The organism is Mycobacterium sp. IDUB_9, assembly GCF_055419505.1.
Map to the genome: position 1 here is coordinate 189601 of NZ_JBVAXU010000002.1, position 21576 is coordinate 211176.

General features: G+C 67.2%; 21 protein-coding genes and 3 tRNA genes. 15 read left to right on the forward strand and 9 right to left on the reverse strand.

Going from position 1 to position 21576, the window contains the following annotated elements:
* The first annotated feature begins 133 nt into the window (after positions 1-133).
* Positions 134-283, forward strand: coding sequence for a hypothetical protein (locus tag ACZY08_RS09405; protein ID WP_463745084.1), 150 nt, complete (start codon positions 134-136; stop codon positions 281-283).
* Here ACZY08_RS09405 and recD read toward each other — a convergent pair.
* Genes recD through ACZY08_RS09430 form a run of 5 tightly spaced genes read right to left on the reverse strand, consistent with a single transcriptional unit; the run spans position 280 to position 10149 of the window.
* Positions 280-1941 carry an exodeoxyribonuclease V subunit alpha gene (recD, locus tag ACZY08_RS09410; protein WP_463745083.1) on the reverse strand — a complete coding sequence of 554 codons (1662 nt, stop codon included), beginning with the start codon at positions 1939-1941 and terminating at the stop codon, positions 280-282. The genes ACZY08_RS09405 and recD overlap by 4 nt on opposite strands.
* Positions 1941-5195: an exodeoxyribonuclease V subunit beta gene (gene recB, locus ACZY08_RS09415; protein ID WP_463781790.1), complete on the reverse strand. Its 3255-nt coding sequence runs from the start codon at positions 5193-5195 to the stop codon at positions 1941-1943. The genes recD and recB overlap by 1 nt, the downstream gene beginning before the upstream one ends.
* Positions 5192-8401 (reverse strand): exodeoxyribonuclease V subunit gamma, encoded by a 3210-nt coding sequence (recC, locus tag ACZY08_RS09420; RefSeq protein WP_463745081.1) that lies wholly within the window; start codon positions 8399-8401, stop codon positions 5192-5194. Before recC ends, recB begins: the two co-directional genes overlap by 4 nt.
* 24 nt (positions 8402-8425) lie before the next feature.
* Positions 8426-9676 carry an MFS transporter gene (locus ACZY08_RS09425; RefSeq protein ID WP_463745080.1) on the reverse strand — a complete coding sequence of 417 codons (1251 nt, stop codon included), beginning with the start codon at positions 9674-9676 and terminating at the stop codon, positions 8426-8428.
* Positions 9673-10149, reverse strand: coding sequence for a MarR family winged helix-turn-helix transcriptional regulator (locus ACZY08_RS09430; RefSeq protein ID WP_463745079.1), 477 nt, complete (start codon positions 10147-10149; stop codon positions 9673-9675). Before ACZY08_RS09430 ends, ACZY08_RS09425 begins: the two co-directional genes overlap by 4 nt.
* A 124-nt stretch (positions 10150-10273) precedes the next feature.
* Between ACZY08_RS09430 and ACZY08_RS09435 the strand changes: the two genes are divergently transcribed.
* Positions 10274-11110 carry a hypothetical protein gene (locus tag ACZY08_RS09435; RefSeq protein ID WP_463745078.1) on the forward strand — a complete coding sequence of 279 codons (837 nt, stop codon included), beginning with the start codon at positions 10274-10276 and terminating at the stop codon, positions 11108-11110.
* Positions 11111-11194: 84 nt separating this feature from the next.
* Here ACZY08_RS09435 and ACZY08_RS09440 read toward each other — a convergent pair whose 3' ends face one another.
* The 4 genes from ACZY08_RS09440 to ACZY08_RS09455 all read right to left on the reverse strand — a co-directional run bounded on the left by ACZY08_RS09440 (position 11195) and on the right by ACZY08_RS09455 (position 14808).
* Complete coding sequence (locus tag ACZY08_RS09440) at positions 11195-11905, reverse strand: crotonase/enoyl-CoA hydratase family protein (protein ID WP_463745077.1); 711 nt, start codon at positions 11903-11905, stop codon at positions 11195-11197.
* Positions 11906-11928: 23 nt separating this feature from the next.
* On the reverse strand, positions 11929-12780 hold the full coding sequence (locus ACZY08_RS09445; protein ID WP_463745076.1) for a hypothetical protein: 852 nt from the start codon (positions 12778-12780) through the stop codon (positions 11929-11931).
* 72 nt (positions 12781-12852) lie between these two features.
* Positions 12853-13866, reverse strand: a complete 1014-nt coding sequence (locus tag ACZY08_RS09450; RefSeq protein WP_463745075.1) for a phospholipase effector Tle1 domain-containing protein — start codon at positions 13864-13866, stop codon at positions 12853-12855.
* Between the two features lie 216 nt (positions 13867-14082).
* Positions 14083-14808, reverse strand: coding sequence for an MBL fold metallo-hydrolase (locus ACZY08_RS09455; protein ID WP_463745074.1), 726 nt, complete (start codon positions 14806-14808; stop codon positions 14083-14085).
* 124 nt (positions 14809-14932) lie between these two features.
* Here ACZY08_RS09455 and ACZY08_RS09460 point away from each other — a divergent pair, with 124 nt between their 5' ends.
* The 13 genes from ACZY08_RS09460 to rplA all read left to right on the forward strand — a co-directional run bounded on the left by ACZY08_RS09460 (position 14933) and on the right by rplA (position 21511).
* Positions 14933-15385 (forward strand): RrF2 family transcriptional regulator, encoded by a 453-nt coding sequence (locus ACZY08_RS09460; protein ID WP_463745073.1) that lies wholly within the window; start codon positions 14933-14935, stop codon positions 15383-15385.
* Positions 15382-16617, forward strand: coding sequence for a globin domain-containing protein (locus ACZY08_RS09465; protein WP_463745072.1), 1236 nt, complete (start codon positions 15382-15384; stop codon positions 16615-16617). Before ACZY08_RS09460 ends, ACZY08_RS09465 begins: the two co-directional genes overlap by 4 nt.
* Before the next feature lie 121 nt (positions 16618-16738).
* Positions 16739-16811 (forward strand) — tRNA-Thr (locus tag ACZY08_RS09470).
* Positions 16812-16850: 39 nt separating this feature from the next.
* Positions 16851-16924: transfer RNA gene (locus ACZY08_RS09475), tRNA-Met, on the forward strand.
* 46 nt (positions 16925-16970) lie between these two features.
* On the forward strand, positions 16971-17138 hold the full coding sequence (rpmG, locus tag ACZY08_RS09480; protein ID WP_003881823.1) for a 50S ribosomal protein L33: 168 nt from the start codon (positions 16971-16973) through the stop codon (positions 17136-17138).
* Positions 17139-17148: 10 nt separating this feature from the next.
* On the forward strand, positions 17149-17613 hold the full coding sequence (hadA, locus tag ACZY08_RS09485; RefSeq protein ID WP_463745071.1) for a (3R)-hydroxyacyl-ACP dehydratase subunit HadA: 465 nt from the start codon (positions 17149-17151) through the stop codon (positions 17611-17613).
* The gene (gene hadB / locus ACZY08_RS09490; RefSeq protein ID WP_463745070.1) at positions 17613-18041 is read left to right on the forward strand and encodes a (3R)-hydroxyacyl-ACP dehydratase subunit HadB; all 429 of its coding nucleotides are present in this window, start codon (positions 17613-17615) and stop codon (positions 18039-18041) included. Before hadA ends, hadB begins: the two co-directional genes overlap by 1 nt.
* A 13-nt stretch (positions 18042-18054) precedes the next feature.
* On the forward strand, positions 18055-18564 hold the full coding sequence (hadC, locus tag ACZY08_RS09495; protein ID WP_463745069.1) for a (3R)-hydroxyacyl-ACP dehydratase subunit HadC: 510 nt from the start codon (positions 18055-18057) through the stop codon (positions 18562-18564).
* A 176-nt stretch (positions 18565-18740) separates the two neighbouring features.
* Positions 18741-18813 (forward strand) — tRNA-Trp (locus tag ACZY08_RS09500).
* 82 nt (positions 18814-18895) lie between these two features.
* A complete protein-coding gene (secE, locus tag ACZY08_RS09505) occupies positions 18896-19363 on the forward strand; it encodes a preprotein translocase subunit SecE (protein WP_463745068.1) in 468 nt (155 codons plus the stop codon).
* A gap of 117 nt (positions 19364-19480) precedes the next feature.
* Complete coding sequence (nusG, locus tag ACZY08_RS09510) at positions 19481-20221, forward strand: transcription termination/antitermination protein NusG (RefSeq protein ID WP_463745308.1); 741 nt, start codon at positions 19481-19483, stop codon at positions 20219-20221.
* Positions 20222-20290: 69 nt separating this feature from the next.
* Positions 20291-20719: a 50S ribosomal protein L11 gene (gene rplK, locus ACZY08_RS09515; RefSeq protein ID WP_166902518.1), complete on the forward strand. Its 429-nt coding sequence runs from the start codon at positions 20291-20293 to the stop codon at positions 20717-20719.
* A gap of 84 nt (positions 20720-20803) precedes the next feature.
* Positions 20804-21511: a 50S ribosomal protein L1 gene (gene rplA, locus ACZY08_RS09520; RefSeq protein ID WP_463745067.1), complete on the forward strand. Its 708-nt coding sequence runs from the start codon at positions 20804-20806 to the stop codon at positions 21509-21511.
* The last annotated feature ends 65 nt before the right edge of the window (positions 21512-21576 follow it).

A 21576-nucleotide genomic window follows, 5' to 3' on the forward strand; every position in this document is an offset into this window, starting at 1 on the left:
CTGAACAAGGCATATACCAAGCTCAGCTATACATTTTGCCGCGAAATCGTTAACCGAATTGGTGCCTCGTCTGTATGTGATTCAGCCCACGGACGATGTACATTGTGATCGCTGTCATACGAAAGGGCGGTCCATGTTTGGAGCAATTGTTGGGGCACTCCTGCTGGTGCTCGGCATCGGTGCGGTCGCCGGCGTCGTGGTGGCAGTGGCAATGGGTCTTCCCACCCTGGCACTCGTAATCGGTCTCATCTCCGGCGCATTTTTCGCCGGACGTGCCGTTTAGAGCTTCAGCCGCTTTCGCAGGCCGGTCGCTCGGACTGCCTGCCGGGCGATAGCCGCGCTAATTTCCGCTTCGGAACCCACGACGCGCACCCGCGTCTTGGCCCGGGTGACCGCGGTGTAGAACAACTCCCTCGTCAATAACCGGGAGTCTTCCGGCGGTAGCAGCACGGTCACCTCGTCGGCCTGGCTGCCCTGGGATTTGTGGATCGTCATGGCGTGCATGGTCTCCACCTCGGTGAGCCGGCCGGTCGCGAATGACGCGGACCCGCCGACGGTCCCACCCACGACGGCACGCAGCCCGTCCGGAGTGGCCACCGTGACGCCCGTGTCGCCGTTGTAGACCTTGAGCCCATAATCGTTGGTCGTCACCAGGATTGGCCGTCCCACGTACCACGACGCCCAGGTGGGCTCACCGGTCGCCTCGGCCAGCCACCGCTGCACCTGACGGTTCCACTGCGCGACACCGAACGGACCGTGCCGGTGCGCACACAACAACCGATGCTCGTCGAGGATGTCCAGCGCCGCGGCGGCGTCCCCGAGAAGCGCTGCCTGCCGAAGTGCAACGGCGTGTGGCACAAGCACTTCCCGCAGCCGCTCGCCCGCATCGGCGGACACCCACTCGACATGCTCACCGCCGGCCGCCAGCACCTCCACCGCACCCGAGGCGTCCCCGGCCCGGATTGCTGACGCCAGCGCACCGATCGACTCGCCGAACCGGTGCGAGGTTTGCAGCGCCGCCACCCCGCGCGACCCCAGCCCGTCGACCAGGTCGGCCAACACCGCCCCGGCCTCCACCGATGCCAGCTGATCGGGATCGCCCACCAGCAGTAGCCGGGTCTGCGGACGCACCGCCTCCAACAGCCGGGCCATCATGGTCAGCGACACCATCGACGTCTCGTCGACGACGATCACGTCGTGCGGCAGCCGATTCGCCCGGTGATGCCGGAACCGTGACGAAGTGTCCGGACGCGACCCCAACAGCCGGTGCAACGTGGTGGCCTGAAGCCCCGAGATCCGTTGACGGTCCACGGCGTCGAGCCGGTTCACCTCGAGCTGCACAGCCTCCTGCAGCCGGGCCGCGGCCTTACCGGTCGGCGCGGCCAGCGCGATCCGCAGCGACGGCCGGCCGGCCAGAGCGGACTGCTCGGCCAACAGCGCCAACAAGCGCGCCACCGTGGTCGTCTTTCCGGTGCCCGGCCCACCGGTCAGCACCGTCAGTCCTTGCGACAACGCCACCTTCGCCGCGGTCCGCTGCTCCTCGAAACCCGGTGGGAACAGCCGCGCCACGTCGGGGACCGCGCCGTCGCGCTGGGCACCCACCAGCGCCAGCACGTCGTCGCACACCTGCTGCTCCTCCAACCAATACCGGTCGAGGTAGAGCAGATCCCCGAACAACCGCAGTACCGGGGGAGTGCCCAGCAGCGGGCTGGCCGCCACGGCCGCCAGCCACTCGTCGACCGGCGGCCACGGCAGATCGGGTAGCTGGGCCTGCTCGGCCACCGCGCGTAGATCCACACACACCGAGCCGCCGCGCAGCGCCCGCACCGCCAGGGCCAGAGCCAGGGTGACCAGCGGATCGGCTTCCTCCGCCAGCGTGCTCAGCCGTTGGGCCACCTGAACATCAGCGGCTTCCAGGATCTCGGCGAAGGCGTCCAACATCACCGGGCCCCCTGATCCAGTAGCTCCGACATCGCGACGACCAATCCGACCGGCGGTTCCCAGCTGAACACGCCGGCCGGGTGTCCGTCGACGACGGGCGTCTGCGCCCCGCACATGCCGCGGACGAACAGATACATCACCCCGCCCAGATGCGTGCCCGGATCGTAATCCGGCAGCCGCCAGCGCAGGAACCGGTGCAACACAACGCTGTACAACAGCGCCTGCAACGGATAGTCGGAGTGCAGCATCGCCTCTGCCATCCGGTCACGCCCGTAATCGGCCGCGGTCAGCGGCGCGTCGCCGGTGCCCAGCCAGTTGGTCTTGTAGTCGACGACCACGAAGCGCTGCCCGATCCGCAGCACCACATCCACCGAACCGGACAGGTACCCGCGCAGCGGCTGGCGACCCAGCAGTCCGGTCGACAACCGCTCGGCGTAGACGGCCATCGGATCGTCGGCAGGCAGATGCGCATCGAGCAGTGCCCCGATCTCGGCCAGCCGCGCGAACTCGCCGCCGCGCAGATCGCCACCGGCCATCGGGAACTCGAAGTCCAACTCGCACAGCCGGTCCGCCAACCCGATCTGGCGCAGCGTCATGCCGGGCGCCAACGGTCCCAACGGGGTGTCGTGCATCGGTAGCAGGGCGGCAGCCAGCTCGTCGGCCTCGATCTCGACGGGCCACCGGGCCGCGTGGCGTCGCACTTCGGCCCGTAGCTCGGATGTGAGATCCGCGGCGAGCGGATCGGTGGTCTCCAGCACCGCGTGCACGAGCGACCCGAACGCGGCCCCGGCCGGCAACGACGCCATCGGGGAGGGAACGTCGGCGCCCTGGGTTGGAGCGACGACGGTGATGTCGGTCGACTCGTCGTCGAGCTCGGCGACCTCGGGCTCGCTGGACACCCCGGAGTTCCCGTCGTCTTCGGCCGCCCGCAGCAGCCCCGAGTACGACGTACGGCGCCAGGCGGTGTCGATGGAGCGGTGAAAATGCCTCGCCGCCAGCCCATCCGGTATCGCGTGCGCCGGTACCGGGACGACCGCACCGATCACCGACTCCTCCAGCACCGGACCGCCCGCGGCCTCCCAGGCCCGCAACCAGGCCAGCGCATCGTCATCGGAGATCCTGGCCGGCGCGCAGCGGTCGGGCACCGCGGACTGCCCGGGCACGCGGCCCCGCAGCAGGCGCGACAGGCCGCCGTTCGGCTCGTCGTTGGACGGTGCCCACCACGCCACCACCTGCGACTGGGCCCGTGTCATCGCCACGTAGGTCAGGCGGCTGTCATCGGCGGCAGCCTCGGCGCGGCCGGCGCGGGTCACCGCCGGATCGGGGCCGCCGATCTGCAGGCACCGCACCCCGTTGTCGTGAAACAACACCAGATCCGGTTCCGGGACATACCGGTTGAACGCGAACGGCAGGTACACGATCGGGAACTGCAGCCCCTTGCTCACCCACACCGTCATGATCTGCACCGCCGCCGCATCGCTGTCCAGGCGCCGGTTGCGCTCGGACGCGCCACCGCCCTCGGCGCGCTGGGTGCGCAGCCAGTCCCGCAGTGCGGGGAGCCCGAAACCCTCCCGGTGTGCGGTGTCCCCGAGCAGCTGGGTCATGTGGGCCAGGTCGGTCATCGACCGCTCCCCGCCCTGCCAGGACAGCACTCGCCTGCCCATACCGGCCAGCTGCGCGGCCTCGAAGATCGCCGCGACACCGCGCTCGCGGGCATGGCCGGCCCAGGTGCGCAGCGTGTCGGCGACCCGATCGGTCAACGTATCACCGCCCTCGGCAAGGGTTTCCGCGGTCTCGCCGAAGAACATCGTGGCAGCCGCGGCGCGTACCAACCCGGGGCGGTGAGGCTGGTCGAACGCCTCAAGCAGATACAGCCAGTCCTCGGCCGCCTCGGAATTGAACACGTCCGAATCCCCGGTGTAGACCGCGGGGATGCCGGCGTCGAGCAGGGCGGTGTGGCAGGCCCGGGCGTCCTTGTGGGTCTCGACGATCACCGCGATGTCGCCCGCCTCGAGTTTCTGGCCGGCGTAGCTCGCGTCACTGGCCAACAACGCTCCGATGTCAGCGGCCAGGTCCCTGCCGATGTGGTGGCGCAGATCGGCGATCGGAATCACCCTGGTACCGGTCCGATTCCGGCGCACCACCCGCAGTCGGAACGGATCGTTGTGCGGTGCCCCGGCCAGCCGATGCCCTTGGTGGTGTGCCTGTACGTCGTGCACCACGATATCGGGACCACCGAGTTCGGCACCGCGCAGGACCGCCTGTAACCGGTCCACGAGCACACTGTCACTGCGCCAGTTCGTGCCCAGGGTCTGCTTGTCGCCGGCGGTCGCCGCGGCCCGCAGATACGTATCGATGTCCCCACCACGGAACGCGTAGATCGCCTGCTTGGGATCACCGATGAGGATCAGCGTGGACCGCCCGGAGAACGCCCGCTCGATCACCTGCCACTGCACCGGGTCGGTGTCCTGGAACTCGTCGACCATCACGATCGGCCAGCGCTGCGCCATCCGTACCCGTGCCGCCGAATTCTCGGCGGCCAAGGCACCGGCCAGCCGGGTCAGCAGATCGTCGTAACCCAGCACGCCGCGGCGACGCTTGCGAATCTCCAACTCCGCCAGCACCGCCCGCGCGAACGCCACCCGAATCTCCGCCGGGGACTCCGGTTCGGGGTCCAGCGGCCGCAGCTCCGTCGCCGGATTGGCCACCACCACCCGGGCCAGCCGCAGTGCCTCGGCATACCCGAGCTCCGGGGTATCCCGCTGAGCGCCGAAGTGGGCGAGATACAGATCGTCCACAATCTCGCACACCAACTCGTCAAGACTCTCGACCAGAGTCACACCGGAATCGCTGTCTCCGGCCACACCAAGGGATTTCAGGACGATCTGGCAGAACTGATGCGTGGTGGCGATCGTCGCCGCGTCGAAACCGGCCAGGGCGTCGCGTAGCCGCTGCCCGCGGGCCTGCTGATCTTCGGCGATCAGATACTGGAGTAGATCGTTGTCGGCGCGTGACGGATCCTCCAGCGCCGCCAGGGCGCCGACGATCTGGGCGCGCACGCGCTCCCGCAACTCCTGACTGGCGGCCCGACCGAAGGTGATGAGCAGCATCTGATCCAGCGTCGCCGCACCTTCGGCGACCAAGCGGGTCACCAACCCCGCCAGCGCGAAGGTCTTGCCCGTGCCCGCGCTGGCCTCCAACACCGTGGTGCTGTTGGTCCGCGGCAGCGGGCCGGTCAGTTCGAAGACGTTCACCGGCCTGCCCATCCGGCCTGGGCGCCGGCCTGCAGGACCGGCAGCCACAACCGCTCGGAATATTCACCCAGACCGACCAGCCGGCTCAGCGGTGCGCCGCGACCCCACGCCCGCACATGCGCGGGCGCCTCATCCTCGCCGGGGAATCTGCTGCTGCGCCAACGGTAAGCGGCCTCACGCTCCGGGTCGTCACCGGCGTGACGCGCTGCCGCCCACGCATAGGAGGTCTTGATGGGCAGCGGCAACGGCTCCCGCCGGCCCGCGTCATAGATGGCCACCAGATCGGCCAGCAGCCCCACCGGATCATCCGGGCGGCCCAGCCCTTCGATGCGCGGCGTGTCGCCGCGCCGGGGGCGCCCGATGCACACGGCCGACCAGTCACGGTCGGGATGCCCGGCGGCCAACGCCAACAGCGGAATCCACGACTGCAGCAGGTGCTTGCCGTCGAGCTTGGAGTAGGTCACCGACACCATTCGGTCGCCGAACACGGGCGAGACAGTTCCGGTCAGCCGGCGCCCGGTGCCCAGGTCGATGTCGACGTCATAGGCCTGCGGGTCCGCTTCCCGATACCGCAGGGCCTCGATGGCCAGCAACGCACACTGATCACGCAGCACAATCGCACGGCGCCAGCCCAACTGGCCCGGCGGCAGGGTGCCGCGCCGCCACTCGGCCTGCTGGGCGTCGGCCGGGGTCATGCCCCGCATGATGTCGCCGAGCATGCGATCGCCGACGGTCCATTCCTCCAGCGCATCGATATCGACCGGCATCACATCCGACACCCCGTCCACATCCCAGGGCAGCGTGTAATCCAGCGCCCGGAAAAAGCCCTTCACCGGATCCCTGAAGAACGTGACGAGATCCTCCAACGCGACGTCCCCGGTTGGTGGCGCCGGAAGTCGGCGGGCGAAGAACGGTGGCCGTTCCGCCCGCTGCCCAGCGCTGGCCTGCGCTGCGGTCAGCACCGTGGGATCGAACGTGAACGGCCCGTCGGGCACCAGTGCACCCGGCGTGACGTTGCGAATATCGAAGGGCTGCAACGGGTGTGTGGTGACGACAGCCACCGGCCGCTCGGCGGTGGTCCTGAGCGTATCCAGCAGCTCGGCCAGCGGCACCGCCGGCGGTCGGGGCTGCCCGGAGTATTCGTTGGCGCCGGTATAGGTGACCACGAGGGTCTGGGTGGCCGCGCCGATCGCGTCGAGCAGCAGCTGCCGGTCCTCCGAACGGATATCACGCTCACCCGTGCGCGGGTCGCGGGCCAGCACGTCGTCGCCGTCGACGGCACCCAGCCGCGGAAACACGCCGTCGTCCAGTCCGACCAGGCACACCACCCGGTGCGGAACCGAGCGCATCGGCACCATGGTGCACACCGTCAGGGTTCCGGTACGGAAGTTGGCCCGCGTCGGCCGGCCCGCCAGATGCCGATCCAGAAGCGCTCGAATATCGCTGAGCCGCAGTGGCGTTGCTGCCGCCCCGGTGGCCTCGCCGATCTCGGCGAACTCACGCTGCACCTGGGCCGCGGGCCACTCCTCGTCGGAGTACGCCAGCGCCTGGATCCCGGTGCCCAGCGCCGACAACCACTCGTCGAGAGGTCGGACGCCGCTGAGCTGACGGACAGTGTGGCTGAGCTTTTCGACAAAATCGGCGAACCGGCCGGCCAGCTCGACCCGGTTGCTGCTGACATCGTCAAGCGGCAGTGTGGTGCCCAGCCAGGCGTGCGAGTCATCGGACATCGCTACCCCGGCCAGCACCCGGTCGATCCCGAAACGCCAGGTGTTGTGCAGGAATTCGACACCGTACGGGCTACGGTGCTCCTGGTCGAAACCCCACCGGATGTTGGCCTCACGCACCCAGGCGGTGATGGCCTCCAGATCGTCGTCGGAAAACCCGAACCGGGCCCGCACCGGCTCTGACTCGGCCAGGTTGAGCACCTCGCTCGCGGTGGCCCGCCCACCGGCCAGCGTCAGCACCGACGCGGCCACCGACAGCAGCGGATTCGTCTGCACCAGAGCACGATCGGCCAGCCGCACCCGCAGCTTGTGCGCCGGATGCGCGCCGCGCACCACATCGCCCAGCCCGAACCCTGCCGTGATCAACGGGGCATAGGTCTCGATGTCGGGACACATCACCAGGATGTCGCGGGGTTCCAGGGTCGGATCGTCGGCGAGCAGGCCCAGCAGCACCTCCCGCAGCACCTCGATCTGCCGGGCTGGGCCGTGACAGCTGTGTACCTGCACCGAGCGATCGTCCCGCCGCGGCACCCGTCCGGCCGGGCGAACCGCGTTGGCAGCGATGTCGGACTGCAGCCACCCCAGCACGGTATCGGGCTCAGCTATGCCGCCGCCGGTTCTGCTCAAGTATTCGTCGGAGTCCGGGACGGGAAGGCTGCGCTGCAACTCCCGAAGGTCGCGGCCCAGGGTGGCCAGCAGCGGGTGGCCCACCTCGCGGTGGCTGTTGTCCTCACGGCGGGGGATCGGGCCGGTGTGGATGGACAGCGCCTGCCACAGGTCATCGCTGGGATGCGGCAGCCACAGGTGCAGATCGTGATGCGTCGCCAGCGCGGTGAGCAACTCGATCTCGGTGACCGGCAACCGGGTGTGCCCGAACAACGACAACCGCTCCGGCAGGTCACTGCGCGATTCGGCGAGCCGGGCAAGGGTTTTCGCATGCCGCAGGTGTGGGGGATCGGCGTCGATCCGCTCGAGCAATGCCCGCCACAGCGGTGCCTGCCAGGACAGGTCGTCGGGCAGCTCCGCCCAATCGACCAGCAGTTGCGGGCGCTGCCGCGCATAGGAGGCGAACAGTCCGGCCAACCGTCGGGCCACCGCATAGCGCCGGCCCTGACGCAGCTCATGCTCGTCACCGGTCTCGAAATGACCGAGGTGGGTGGCCACCGGCGCACACCATGGTTGATCAAGGTTGTCGTCGATGACCGCCAGCAGTGGCCAGGCCATCGCATCGGCCGACCACGGGTCGTCCTCGGCGGTCCCGGTCAGCTCGGCGATCAGCGAACGCGGATTGCGGAACTCGACCGCCGCGCACACCCCGAGCCGGTTCGACAACCGTTGACTCAGCCAACGCTCCACGCCCTTGGCGGGCACGAGCACCAGCTCCTGGGCGAACGGGTCAGCCGGGGGATGCGACAGCAGATCTGCCAGCCCGTCGGCGAGCAGATCGGTGCGCTCGGCCCGGTGCAGGTGCAATGCCATCGAAAGACACGATAGGAGACCCGGTCACAGTGTTGCTGCGTTTGGAGTCGACAGTGCGGCGGGTCGGGTGGCGAGTGCGACCGCGAGGGTCAGCGCACCCGCGATGACGAACGCCACCCGCACGCTGAACATGTCGGCGGCACCGCCCAACAGCGCCGCGGCGAACGGGCGTGACCCGAGGAAGCCGACCAGCCACAGCGCCATGATGCGGCCCCGCAGTTCTTCGGGTGCCCGCTCTTGAACGACGGTGCTCAGACCGGTCATCGCCCAACCGAAGCCCAGCCCCGCGACCGCGAAACCGGTCAGCGCCACGGGCGTGACGGTACCTACCGCGAGCAACCCACAGCCGGCCACGAGCAGCCACAACCCGATCGCCGAAACCCGGGCGGCCGCCAGGCGTCCACGCATCGAGGCCAGCGCCACCATGCCGACCGCCGCGCCGATGCCGAACGCCGCCGACAGCGCACCCACCAGGTGGGCGCCGCCACCGAGGTCCTCGGCCATCGACGGGGTGAGCGTGATCGACGGATCGGAGGCGAACCCGACGGTCGCCACGGCCAGCAGAGCCAGCAGCAGCGGGCGGTCCCGCCAGACGTACGAAAGTGCCGCGCGCACTCGGTAGTCCCCGTGCGGGCTGCGTGCCGGCCGGGTCGGGAAGGTGACCAGCAGCAGGAAGATCGCGAACACCAGGTGCAGGCCGGCGCTGATCGCGAAGCCGGGTGCGGCACCGAGACGCGCGGCCAGGAAAGCGCCGATGGCCGGGCCCAGGATGCGGCCGATGGTCATCGGAATGCTGTTGAGCGCCATGGCCGTTGCCAACTCGCCGTCGCGGATGAGGCTGGGGACCACCGACTGCATGGCCGGGCCGCCGATGACGAATCCGAAGCCGACCAAGGTGGAGCCGACGAGCACGGGTACCGCCGCCGCGGTGCCCTGCAGGTCGGGATCCAGGCCCAGCCAGAGGGCGGTCGAGCCCGAGCCGATGATGCACAACACCCGGCCCCACAGGATCTGGCGGGCCGGGTCGCCGACGTCGGCCCACTTGCCGCTGGTCGGGCTCAGGATGAGCTGGGGGAGGAACTGTGCGACGCCGACCATGCCCACCATCACCGCCGAACCGGTGGCGTCGAAGATCACGATGGCCGCGACGATGCCATGCGTCCAGACCGCGACGACGGAGAACATCTTGCCCCAGAAGAGCGCACCGAAGACCGGGTCGAACATCAACCGCAGGGCGCCGCGCGGCTGCGGGCGGGCAGTGGTCTCGGCTGTCACGAGCTGATCCCTCGCTCGAAATCGGAGACCAGCTGCTCCAGCAGGTCGACGAGCTTGTCGACGTCGGACTCCGGCCATTCGGCCACGGTCTCGGCGACCATCTCGCGGCGCCGTTCGGTGACGTCGGCCAGGGCCTTGCGGCCTTCGTCGGTGAGGGTGAGTACGCACCGGCGCTGGTCCTCGGCGTCTTGGGCTTTGGTGAGCAGCCCGGCCGCGACGACGTTGGCGACGGTGCGGCTGGCGGTGGAGTGCTCGACGGCCATGTATTCGGCCACCTCGCCGACCGAGGCGCTCTGCCCGGCCTTCTCCCGCTGCTCGACGGCGCGGAGCACGCGGAGCGTCGACAGTGACGGGACGCCGCCCGACGCGTCGATCAGCCGGCGCCGCCAACCGGGGCGCTGCCGCACGATGTGGATGCGCACCAGAAGCTCATCGAGTTGGTTGTAGCGAGGCACGAAATATGCATAGCACATACATGTATCTGGAGAGGCGTCGGGTGGCGCGCCTCGCGCCAGTAACGCAGTGGCGGGAGAATCGCGAAATGAGCGCCACAGCGTTACTGGCGAGGGTGTCGGTAGCGGTTGGCACACTCCAGCGATGGGGGAACCGTTCATCGGCAGCGCAGCGCTGGCCTCAGGTGCGCTGACCCGACATCAATTGAGAACCCGGTTCACCGCTGTCCATCGCGATATCTATGTCGCCACAGGTACCGAGCCGACCGCGCTACTGCGGGCCAAGGCCTGCTGGTTGCGGTCCCGGGGACACGGGGTTCTGGCCGGGTTCTCCGCATCGGCCTTTCACGGTGCGCGGTGGATCGATGCCGGCCTGCCCGCCTATATCATCGACAGCAATCATCGTCCCGCCCGCGGGATCATCGCGTGGGGCGATGCCATCGACGAGGACGAAATCTGTCAGATCGGCGATATCCGCCTCACCACTCCTGCCCGTACTGCGGTCGACCTGGCGTGCAAGTTTCCCGAAGACCAGGCGGTCGCGGCCATCGATGCGCTGGCCAGAGCCGCCCGGCTGAAGGTGTCAGACATCGAGGCGGCGGCCGAACGCCACTCGGGCCGCAAGGGCATCAAGCAGGCCCGCGCCACGATCGCGTTGGTGGATCCAGGCGCGGAGTCACCGCAGGAAGCCTGGTTGCGGCTCTTGGTGATTCGCGCTGGTTACCCTCGCCCGCAATCGCAGTATCCCGTCCGCAACGAATACGACGCGGTGATCGGCGAGGTCGACCTCGCCTGGCCGGATCTGAAGATCGCCCTCGAATACGAAGGACGGCACCACACCGATCCCGACACACTCCGTAAGGACATCGCTCGCATCGACGAGATGATCGAAAACCGCTGGATCGTCATCCGGGTCACCCGCCGGGACGGTGCGGCCAACGTGCTCGGCCGCATTGCCAAGGCGTGGGCATCACGCCAGTAACGCAGTGGCGGAAAAATCGCGAAACGAGCGCCACGGCGTTACTGGCGAGGTGGGGAAGTGACGCCCGGCGCCCGGGCCGGACAATCAGCCCGCGAATTCCTGTGCCAGGCCGTCGATTCCGGCGCGGATCGCGGACAGGGCCTCGGCGCGGGCCTTGAGCTTGCTGGCCACGTGCGCACCGGTGTTCAAGGTTGCCGCGGCCTCGGCCGCCACCTCCTGGGCGCGTGACAGCACCGCGTCGGCCTCGACGACCTCATCGAGCCAGCCGCCCGCGATCGCCGCGTCACCGGTGAACACCGCTGCCATGGCGATCCCGCGCTGGAAAGCCGCCCGGGTCAAGCGCATCCGCATGATCTCGATGGCCGCGTTCGGCAGCGTCATCCCGATCTTCACCTCGTTGGCCTGGCACCGCGACGTCACCGCGCCGACCCGATGATCACCGGACAACAGCAGGAACGAGCCCATCGCGATGGCATGCCCGGTGGCAGCCATGATCACCGGCACCGGGAAGCTCAGGCACCGCACCGACAGCTCGAAACCGCCGGCGAGCATGCCCAGGGTTGCCGCCACGTCGCCGGCCGCGAACACGCTCAGGTCGAACCCGCCGCTGAACACCTTCGAATTGCCGGCCAGCACCACGGCTTTCACCTCGCCGGCAGCGGCGCCGGCAGCAGCCTGATCCAGCGCCGCGTTGATCTCGGCCTGCATCGCCGGCGAGAACGCGTTGACCTTGCCGTCGTCCATCGTGATCGTGGCCACGGCATCGTTGAGCTCGTAGCTCACCAGGCTGCTCATCGCACTGATGCTAGCGAGTGGGCTCAGGCCCGATGACGCCTGCCGGTGGAAGGCGGCGGCTTGATCAGATCGGTCTCGGGATCGTCATCGTCGTAATCGTCGTCGTCATCGTCATCGCCGGCCTCGTAGCGGTCACGCCAGCGGGACCGCATCTCGGCGCCCAGGGCGTTGATGCGGTTGATCTCCGAACGCAGCTTCTGCTCGTCGGTCTCCTTGGCCGCGTACTGGAAATAGGTCAGGACACCGCGCAACAACTCGAGCTTCTGCTTCTCCCGGCGGGCCTGATCGTGGGTGGTCAGCAGTTCCATGCGGTCCACCGGCGGCAGCGTGGCCCAATCCAGCACCGCGGTGTTGCGCAGCTTGCGCCCGGCGGGCTTGCCGGGTGAGCCCGGCTCGTCGTAATAGGTGACCGCCCCGTCGAACCGGGACGCGATCGCTTCCCCGAGTTGCTTGCGGTCCAGTGCCGAATCCCACACGATGCGCCACTCCTGCGACGGCGCCAGGTACGGGATCTCGGCGGGCAGGTTCAACGGCACGATGTCGACGAAGTTGTCGTCATACGAGCTCTCGTACTTGCCGACGGTCGGCGGATTCGCGAATTCGAACCGCAACCCGTAGGCCGGGCGCTGACCGTAATTGCGGACGACCAGCTCCACCAGATGCCAATCGGCACTGCTCGGCTCCATGAACATCGACACGTTCGGCTGGGTCAGCTCGGCACGTCGGTCCCTGGCCTTCAGATACTGCCGCCAGGCATAGATCAACGCGATGACGATGACGGCAATTGCCACCCATGCTGCGAGCGCAGTCCATGCACCCGGTTCGAAACTAGCCAACTCGCGCCCCCGGTCCGTGACTGAATCGATGATCCCCACCAGGTGGGTATATCACGGACATTCACCGCGGGCAGCGGTCCAGCTCAGCAAACTTCGGTCAAACGACTGTTCTCACGAGGCGACGGCAGTGAGGATGTCGCGCTGTACCGGGACGGTCACGGGTGTGTGCACCAGCCGCTCACCGCGGGCCAGCCACTCGGCGTCGGTCCATTCGATGCGCGCGGGCAGTCGCCGCCAATAGTGCGGGTGCGAACGCAGGTACACCTCGACGCTGGCGTGCACCTTGGCATCCAGCGGCGCCCGGCACCGCCCGATCGCCCCCGCGGTCCCGGCCAGCGCGTCGAGATCGGTGGGGCAGGCGCTGTGATCGCGAACCCGTAGCCCCGACGAAATGGCCCCGTCCAGCATCCAGTCCAGAGCGATGTCGGCCAGCGGCCAACACGCGCCGGTGCCGCCGATGACATCGCCGCGGGTTCCCCGGAACCAGACTTCATCGAGGCTCTCGCGATACCGCATCGTCCGCCGACCGCCCTCGACGGCCACCGCGTGCCGGCCGGACTCCACCGTCGGCAGCGGACCCATGTGGTGCTTGGTGCCCGGGGTGGCCGTGGCATTCCACAGCCCGACGAACCGCACCGGTACGGCCGGATCGCGGTCACCGAACAACTGGCCCGCCAACACCCTGATCTGTCGCCAGTCCTGGGCCGTGCGCGCCGTGCGCGGCAGTACATAGGTGGCAAGCGCATAGTCCAGTACGTCATCGGAATGGGCCGGCAACAAGCCGACCGTGCCGAGCAGCGTGGCCAGTTCACCGGCGCGATGCCCGCCCTCGCCGCCGCCGAACAGAAAGATGCGATCCCCGGGATCCCACGCATCGCCGAGGAAGCGGTAGGCCTCGGCGATGGCCGCTCGGGCTTCGCCGGCCGAGTCGCCGCGGCGGCTCGGCGTCATACGTCTGACGGGCTGCGTGGCCGTGCCGCTGTGATACCAGGTCAGCTGATCGGTGCCGTCCAGCAACCGAAACAGCATCTCGGTATTCGACGCGTCACGCAGTCCGGGATATTCATCTGTGTGGTCGAAGCACAGCACGATGTTCTTCACGGCGACCCCCGGCGGGACTGTCAACTACTGCTCAACTGATGCTGACCAATACTTTGCCGGGTACGGGGGCTGGTGTCCTGAGTATTGCACTACTCGAATCGCGCAAAATGGCACGTAGTTCCCCTTGCAAACGCCTGGGCAACGAAATCCGTGGCAGAGCGACCGTTATAGGGTGCAACTGCCCCGTCAATTGATCATGAAATCAGCGGATTCCGCACTTCGTGGAACTGAAACGATTCATCAGCCGCCCATCAGCATGCGCCATTGCTCAAGGTTCGATGCTCGATACACGTAGTTGCTGCGTTTGACTTCGTCGAGCGCAGCGCTCGGTTCCTCGGAGTACCAGTGCCCCGGGAAGACAGTCGGGTCGCCGGGCAGTTGGGCCAGCGCCTGCAGGCTGCGGAACATGTCATCGACATTGCCGCCGGGAAAGTCGGTGCGCCCGCAACCATCGAGGAACAACGTGTCCCCGGCGACCAGTCGGCCCTCCAGCAGGAAGCACTGACTCCCCGGGGTGTGGCCGGGGGTGTGCAGTAGCTCGATCTCCACCGCGCCGATCGCGACCTTGTCGCCGTGCACGTGCGAGGTCAACTCGCTCGGCGCGATCCCGGTGACCTGGGAGACCCACTCGGCCTCGTGGGTGTTGACGTGGATCGGCACGCTCTGGCGCTCCAGCAGTTCGGCGAGACCCTTCAGGGAGAAGCCCGCCATCGTGCCGCCGACGTGGTCGGGGTGGTGGTGGGTGACCAGCACACCGGAGAGGTGCATGCCGTCGGCCTCGAGCGCGTCGACCAGGTCGTTGGCCGCGTAGGCCGGGTCGACCACCACGGCGTCGCCGGTCTCGCGGTCGCCGATCAGATAGGAGAAGTTGCGCATCTGCTGGGCGATCGGGTCGCCGGCCGCGTAGTCGCGGCCCGACAACAACTGCCGGAAGTACAAGCGGTCTGCAACCTTGGGCTCGGACATGCGTCAAGACTATTGCGGCTCCGCGCAGGCATCTCCGCAGGTCCAAAAACCGCACGTCATGAGGTGTTTGAACCCACACCAATAAAACTCGCATCAAAAATGCGGAATTACTAGCGTCATCGGTATGCACCTCACCCGGTTCACCGACTTGGGACTCCGCACGCTGATGCTGCTGTCCTCGGGTGAATCCGAGGACCGGCGCATCACCACCCGCACCATCGCCTCGGGCGCCAACGCGTCCGAACATCACGTCGCCAAGGCCGTCTCCAAGCTGTCCGAACTCGGCATGGTGCACGCGCGCCGCGGCCGGGTCGGGGGACTGGTGCTCACCGAGGCCGGGCGCAACGCCTCGATCGGCTGGCTGGTGCGCGAACTCGAAGGAGACCGCGAGGTCATCGAATGCGGCGGGGATTCCCCCTGCCCGCTGATCGCCGCCTGCCGGCTACGCCGGTTGCTGGCCGACGCGAAGGAGGCGTTCTATCGCGAACTCGACCGCTACACCGTCACCGACCTGACGGCGGACACCCGCCTACCGATCGTTCTGCAACTCACCACCCCCGAAAGGAATCCCCGATGACCGTCACCAGCCCCGAGCCGTCTGCGGTACGCGACGAACTGGAGCCGCAGCACGCCGAAATCGTCTCCGCGACACTGCCCCTCATCGGCGCGCACATCGACGAGATCACCTCGGAGTTCTACCGCCGGCTGTTTGCCAACCACCCTGAGCTGCTGCGCAACCTGTTCAACCGCGGCAACCAGGCCCAGGGGGCCCAGCAGCGCGCGCTGGCGGCGTCGATCGCCACGTTCGCCACCCACCTGGTCAACCCCGACCTGCCACACCCGTCGGCGCTGCTGGCGCGCATCGGTCACAAGCACGCCTCGCTGGGCATCACCGCCGACCAGTACCCGATCGTGCACGACAACCTGTTCGCCGCGATCGTCGAGGTGCTGGGCGCCGACACCGTGACGCCCGAGGTCGCCGCGGCCTGGGACCGGGTCTACTGGATCATGGCCGAGACCCTGATCGCGCTGGAGCGTGACCTGTACGCCGGCGCCGGTGTGGAACCCGGTGACGTCTTCCGGCGGCTGCGCGTCGTCTCCCGCGTCGACGACCCGTCCGGTGCGGTCCTGGTCACGGTGCGCGCCACCGGGCCCGTCAACTTCGCTCCCGGACAATATGTCTCCGTCGGCGTGACGCTGCCCGACGGTGCCCGACAGCTACGTCAGTACAGCCTCGTCGGCGCACCCGGGTCCACCGACCTCACGTTCGCGGTCAAGCCCGTCGACGCCGTCGCGGACCAGCCCGCCGGCGAGGTCTCCTCCTGGATCCGGGCCAACCTCTGTATCGGCGACCTGCTCGACGTCACGCTGCCGTTCGGTGACCTCTACACCGGCGGCCGGCCCGACGGTCCCCTGGTGCTGGTGTCGGCGGGCATCGGGATCACCCCGATGGTCGGCATCCTGGAATTCCTGACCGCCGAGGCCCCCGACACCTACGTGCGGGTCCTGCATGCCGACCGCAGCGACAGCGGCCAGCCGCTGCGGGAACGTCAGCACGAGCTGATCGACGCGCTACCCAATGCGAGCCTCGACCTCTGGTACGAGGACGGCATCACCGGCGGGGCCCCCGGCGTGCACGCCGGACTGCTCAAGCTCGACGGGATCGAACTGCCCGCCGACGCCGCGTACTACCTGTGCGGCGGGGCGGGATTCGTCGACGCCGTCCGCACCCAGCTGAGTGACCGCGGAGTCGCCCACGAGCGGGTGCACTGCGAGCTGTTCGCGCCCAACGATTGGCTTCTGGATTAGCCGATCAGGCAAAACGCCTCCCCGGCGGCCGCGCTGACCTGCGGTTTGGTTTGGCTGCCGGGGAGGTTGTACCCTCTTTAAGGCCCCGCAGCCAGCAAGTCGCAGGGCCTGAGATTGGTAGGCCCCCTTAGCTCAGTCGGTAGAGCGTTTCCATGGTAAGGAAAAGGTCAACGGTTCGATTCCGTTAGGGGGCTCGGTGGACGAGCAGGCGGTGCGCCGACTCGCATCATCGGGGCGGTGTAGCTCAGCTGGTTAGAGCGCACGACTCATAATCGTGAGGTCGGGGGATCGAGTCCCCCCACCGCTACTGGAACATCAACAGCAGAGCGTGATTTTAAGCAGGGAGAACTGACGTGGCGTCGAGTACCGACGTACGGCCGAAGATCACTTTGGCGTGCGAGGTGTGCAAGCACCGCAACTACATCACCAAGAAGAACCGCCGCAACGATCCCGACCGGCTCGAGATCAAGAAGTTCTGCCCCAACTGCGGCACCCACCAGCCGCACAAAGAGTCGCGATAGCCCAACGCTCGTGGCTCTATCGTCAAGCATCGTCGGGATGCACTATCGGCATCCCGAGCATTACGAGGTCGGACGCGAGAAGATTCGCGAACACGCTATCGCGGTCAAGAACGACGATGCGTTCTACCACGACGAGGCTGCCGCAGCTGAGCTCGGTCACGACTCACTGCCGGCGCCGCTGACCTTCATCAGCATTTTCGGTTACCAGGCGCAGTGGGCGTTCTTCGAGTGGGCGAACATCGGCATCCAGGACGCACAGATCGTCCAGGTCGATCAGGAGCTGAGGTTCCTCAAGCCGGTCAGGGCCGGTGACAAGCTCTACTGCGACGTGTACGTGCATTCCGTTCGTAAGGCGCACGGAACCGACATCATCGTGACCAAGAACATCATCACCGACGACACCGGTGAGGTGGTCCAGGAGGCTTACACGACCCTGGCTGGGCGTGCGGGCGACGGAGAAGAGGGTTTTAACTGATGGCGCTGCGCGAGTTCAGTTCGGTAAAGGTCGGTGACACGCTCCCCGAGCGCGTGATCCCACTGACCCGTGGAGATCTGGTCAACTACGCCGGCGTGTCCGGTGACCTCAACCCGATCCACTGGGACGACGAGATCGCCAAGCAGGTCGGCCTCGACACCGCGATCGCCCACGGAATGCTGACCATGGGCCTCGGTGGCGGCTACGTCACCGCCTGGGTCGGCGATCCGGCTGCGGTCACCGAGTACAACGTCCGCTTCACCGCGGTGGTGCCGGTCCCCAACGACGGGGTGGGCGCCGAGATCGTCTTCAACGGACGGGTCAAGTCCGTGGATCCTGAGCAGAACCTCGTTACGCTGGCCATCTCGGCGACCGCGGGCGGAAAGAAGATCTTCGGGCGGGCCACAGCGACCGCGAAACTGGCGTAAGGAGTTCTGGGCCATGGCACTCAAGGCTGACATCCTGGGAATGGTCTACGAATACCCCGAGGTTTTCGAGGTTGGCCGTGAGCAGGTGCGGCAGTTCGCGCGGGCTGTGAAGGCCAACGATCCGGCCAGCTTGGACGAGGAGGCCGCGGCCGCCCTGGGCCACGATGCGCTCGTCGCAGGCCCGACCTTCTCCTCCATCTTCGCGCTGCAGGTGCAGGCCGATTTCTTCCGAAATGTCGACCTCGGCATGGAAACCATGCAGATCCTGCAGGTCGATCAGAAGTTCGTCTACCACCGGCCGGTCAAGGTCGGTGACCGCCTGCACGCCAAGATGGTGATCGCCTCGGTAGATAAACGCTTCGGCGCCGACATCGTCGTCACCCACAACGTCTGCACCGACGACAACGGTGAGGTGGTGCTGGATGGATACACCACGCTGATGGGCCACGAAGGCGACGATTCGATCTCCCTCAAGTGGGATCCGGAATCCGGTCAGGTCATCCGCAAGGCCGCCGGAGAGTAGTTGTCATCAGTGGGCGCGATTAGTTTCTCGCGCCCACGCCGGGTACACTCGGAACCCGGGGTTTTTCCCATTTCAGCGCGCTGTCCGTCGTCTTGACCATGAGCGATCGGGGAGCGCGCGAATTGTGTAAGCCTCGACGCAGTACGGTGGCGGAAGCGCCAGTAGGCCACCGACAGAGGGGCGTAGCTCAACTGGCAGAGCAGCGGTCTCCAAAACCGCAGGTTGCAGGTTCAAGTCCTGTCGCCCCTGCTCAAACTGAATACTCGACAACGTGTGGACACTGGAAAGTGACCGCAACAAACCAATCCGCTAGAGATGAACGGAGCATGCGGTGAGCGACGAGCGTGAAGGTGCCGGCTCCGCAGACGACACTGGAACCGACGCCGGCGCCGACTCCGGGGCGACGGACACCTCCCAAGGTCAGACCGCAGTGGTGACCCGACCGCTGCGCCCGACCGGCAAGCGGACCCGTCGTGGCGTGGTTGGTGAGGCCGACGGCGACGAGGCCGCTGAGGGCGACGCGTCGAGCGATGGTGCCAAGGCCGACTCCGGTAAGTCGAAGAAGGCCAAGAAGAACGCGAAGGCCAAGAAGACCGGGCCGTCGCGTAACCCGATCATGTTCGTCGTCAACTACCTGCAGCAGGTCGTTGCCGAGCTCCGCAAGGTGATCTGGCCGAACCGCAAGCAGATGGTCAGCTACACCACGGTGGTGCTGGTCTTCCTGGTGTTCATGGTCGCGCTGATCTCCGGCGCCGATCTCGGCCTGGCGCGACTGGTGTCGCTGGTGTTCGGCACCTGATCTGGAATTTGAGAGAGGACTGACAACGTGACCACGTTCGACGGCGACGAGACCGTTGCCGACGATCCGGCTGAGGACCAACCGGCCGTCGACGCAGTCGAGTCGCAGACCGACGATCTGGCTGACAGCCAGGACGCCGCCGAGACGGAGACGGTCGACGAGACCGAGTCGGCCCCGGCCGAATCCTCCGATGAGGCCCCCGCGGGCGACGGCGAAGCTGCCGACGAAGACGAGGACCCGGCAGTCGCGCTCAAGAAGGAGCTGCGGCTCAAGCCCGGCGACTGGTATGTCATCCACTCCTATGCCGGTTACGAGAACAAGGTGAAAGCCAACCTCGAAACCCGCGTGCAGAACCTGGACGTCGGCGACTACATCTTCCAGGTCGAGGTGCCCACCGAAGAGGTCACCGAGATCAAGAACGGCCAGCGCAAGCAGGTCAACCGCAAGGTGCTGCCGGGCTACATCCTGGTGCGCATGGAGCTGAACGACGAGTCGTGGGGCGCGGTGCGCAACACCCCCGGTGTCACCGGCTTCGTCGGCGCGACCTCGCGTCCGTCCCCGCTGTCGCTGAACGACGTGGTGAAGTTCCTGCTGCCGCAGGGCGCGGCCAAGAAGCCCGCCAAGTCCAGCGCGGGTGCCGCGGCCGGTGCCAGCACCGAGGCCACCCTGGAACGGCCCGAGATCCTGGTCGATTTCGAGGTCGGCGAGTCCGTCACCGTCATGGACGGCCCGTTCGCGACGCTGCCCGCCTCCATCAGCGAGGTCAACGCCGAGCAACAGAAGCTCAAGGTGTTGGTCTCCATCTTCGGCCGCGAGACACCGGTCGAACTGACCTTCAACCAGGTCTCCAAGATTTAGTCGCCACAGCGGCTAGAAACAACGGGCGTTTCACGCCCTTGGATGAGCAAGTAAAGGAACACCAGAAGCATGGCCCCGAAGAAAAAGGTCGCCGGGCTCATCAAGCTGCAGATCCAGGCCGGGCAGGCCAACCCCGCCCCGCCGGTCGGTCCTGCACTTGGCCAGCACGGCGTCAACATCATGGAGTTCTGCAAGGCGTACAACGCCGCGACCGAGTCGCAGCGTGGAAACGTCATCCCCGTGGAGATCACTGTCTACGAGGACCGCAGCTTCACATTCGCACTGAAGACCCCGCCCGCCGCCAGGCTGCTGCTCAAGGCCGCCGGCGTGCCCAAGGGTTCGGGCGAGCCGCACAAGACCAAGGTCGCCAAGGTGACCTGGGACCAGGTGCGCGAGATCGCTGAGACCAAGAAGGCCGATCTCAACGCCAACGACATCGACGCCGCGTCGAAGATCATCGCCGGCACCGCGCGCTCGATGGGTATCACGGTCGAATAGATCGCGCGCAGCGATCGAGTCACCACCTGTGGCAGGGCTGGCATCGGCCCGCACCACGACTCCAAGAACACGATTGGAATTTCAATGAGCAAGAACAGCAAGGCATACCGCGAAGCCGCGGAAAAGATCGACCGGGACAAGCTCTACTCGCCGCTTGACGCCGCGAAGCTGGCCAAGGAGACCTCCTCCAAGAAGCAGGACGCCACCGTCGAGGTCGCCATCCGCCTCGGCGTCGACCCGCGCAAGGCTGACCAGATGGTGCGCGGCACCGTCAACCTGCCGCACGGCACCGGTAAGACCGCCCGCGTCGCCGTCTTCGCCGTCGGCGAGAAGGCCGAGCAGGCGCTGGCTGCCGGCGCCGATGTCGTCGGCAGCGATGACCTGATCGAGAAGATCCAGGGCGGTTTCCTGGACTTCGACGCCGCGATCGCCACCCCGGACCAGATGGCCAAGGTCGGTCGGATCGCCCGCGTGCTGGGCCCGCGCGGTCTGATGCCGAACCCCAAGACCGGCACCGTCACCCCCGATGTCACCAAGGCTGTGGCCGACATCAAGGGCGGCAAGATCAACTTCCGCGTCGACAAGCAGGCCAACCTGCACTTCGTGATCGGCAAGGCATCCTTCGACGAGGCCAAGCTGGCCGAGAACTACGGCGCCGCCCTCGACGAGGTGCTGCGGGCCAAGCCGTCGTCCTCGAAGGGTCGCTACCTCAAGAAGGTCACCGTGTCGACCACCACGGGCCCGGGTATCCCGGTTGACCCGTCGGTGACCCGGAACTTCACCGAGGAGTAGCTTTTTCTGCGCGAGCAGACACGGAACTGCCCCTTTTCGCTTGAAAAGGGGCAGTTTTGTGTCTG

Coding starts and splice junctions, on each gene's coding strand:
- ACZY08_RS09440 (WP_463745077.1), bottom strand. CDS start 11,905: ATGAGCAGCCTGGTGAGCTACGAGCTCAACGATGCCGTGGCCACGATC.
- rplK (WP_166902518.1), top strand. CDS start 20,291: ATGGCCCCGAAGAAAAAGGTCGCCGGGCTCATCAAGCTGCAGATCCAG.
- hadB (WP_463745070.1), top strand. CDS start 17,613: ATGGCGCTGCGCGAGTTCAGTTCGGTAAAGGTCGGTGACACGCTCCCC.
- recC (WP_463745081.1), bottom strand. CDS start 8,401: ATGGCATTGCACCTGCACCGGGCCGAGCGCACCGATCTGCTCGCCGAC.
- ACZY08_RS09460 (WP_463745073.1), top strand. CDS start 14,933: ATGCACCTCACCCGGTTCACCGACTTGGGACTCCGCACGCTGATGCTG.
- ACZY08_RS09455 (WP_463745074.1), bottom strand. CDS start 14,808: ATGTCCGAGCCCAAGGTTGCAGACCGCTTGTACTTCCGGCAGTTGTTG.
- ACZY08_RS09435 (WP_463745078.1), top strand. CDS start 10,274: ATGGGGGAACCGTTCATCGGCAGCGCAGCGCTGGCCTCAGGTGCGCTG.
- recD (WP_463745083.1), bottom strand. CDS start 1,941: ATGTTGGACGCCTTCGCCGAGATCCTGGAAGCCGCTGATGTTCAGGTG.
- rplA (WP_463745067.1), top strand. CDS start 20,804: ATGAGCAAGAACAGCAAGGCATACCGCGAAGCCGCGGAAAAGATCGAC.
- hadC (WP_463745069.1), top strand. CDS start 18,055: ATGGCACTCAAGGCTGACATCCTGGGAATGGTCTACGAATACCCCGAG.
- ACZY08_RS09465 (WP_463745072.1), top strand. CDS start 15,382: ATGACCGTCACCAGCCCCGAGCCGTCTGCGGTACGCGACGAACTGGAG.
- ACZY08_RS09405 (WP_463745084.1), top strand. CDS start 134: ATGTTTGGAGCAATTGTTGGGGCACTCCTGCTGGTGCTCGGCATCGGT.
- ACZY08_RS09430 (WP_463745079.1), bottom strand. CDS start 10,149: ATGTGCTATGCATATTTCGTGCCTCGCTACAACCAACTCGATGAGCTT.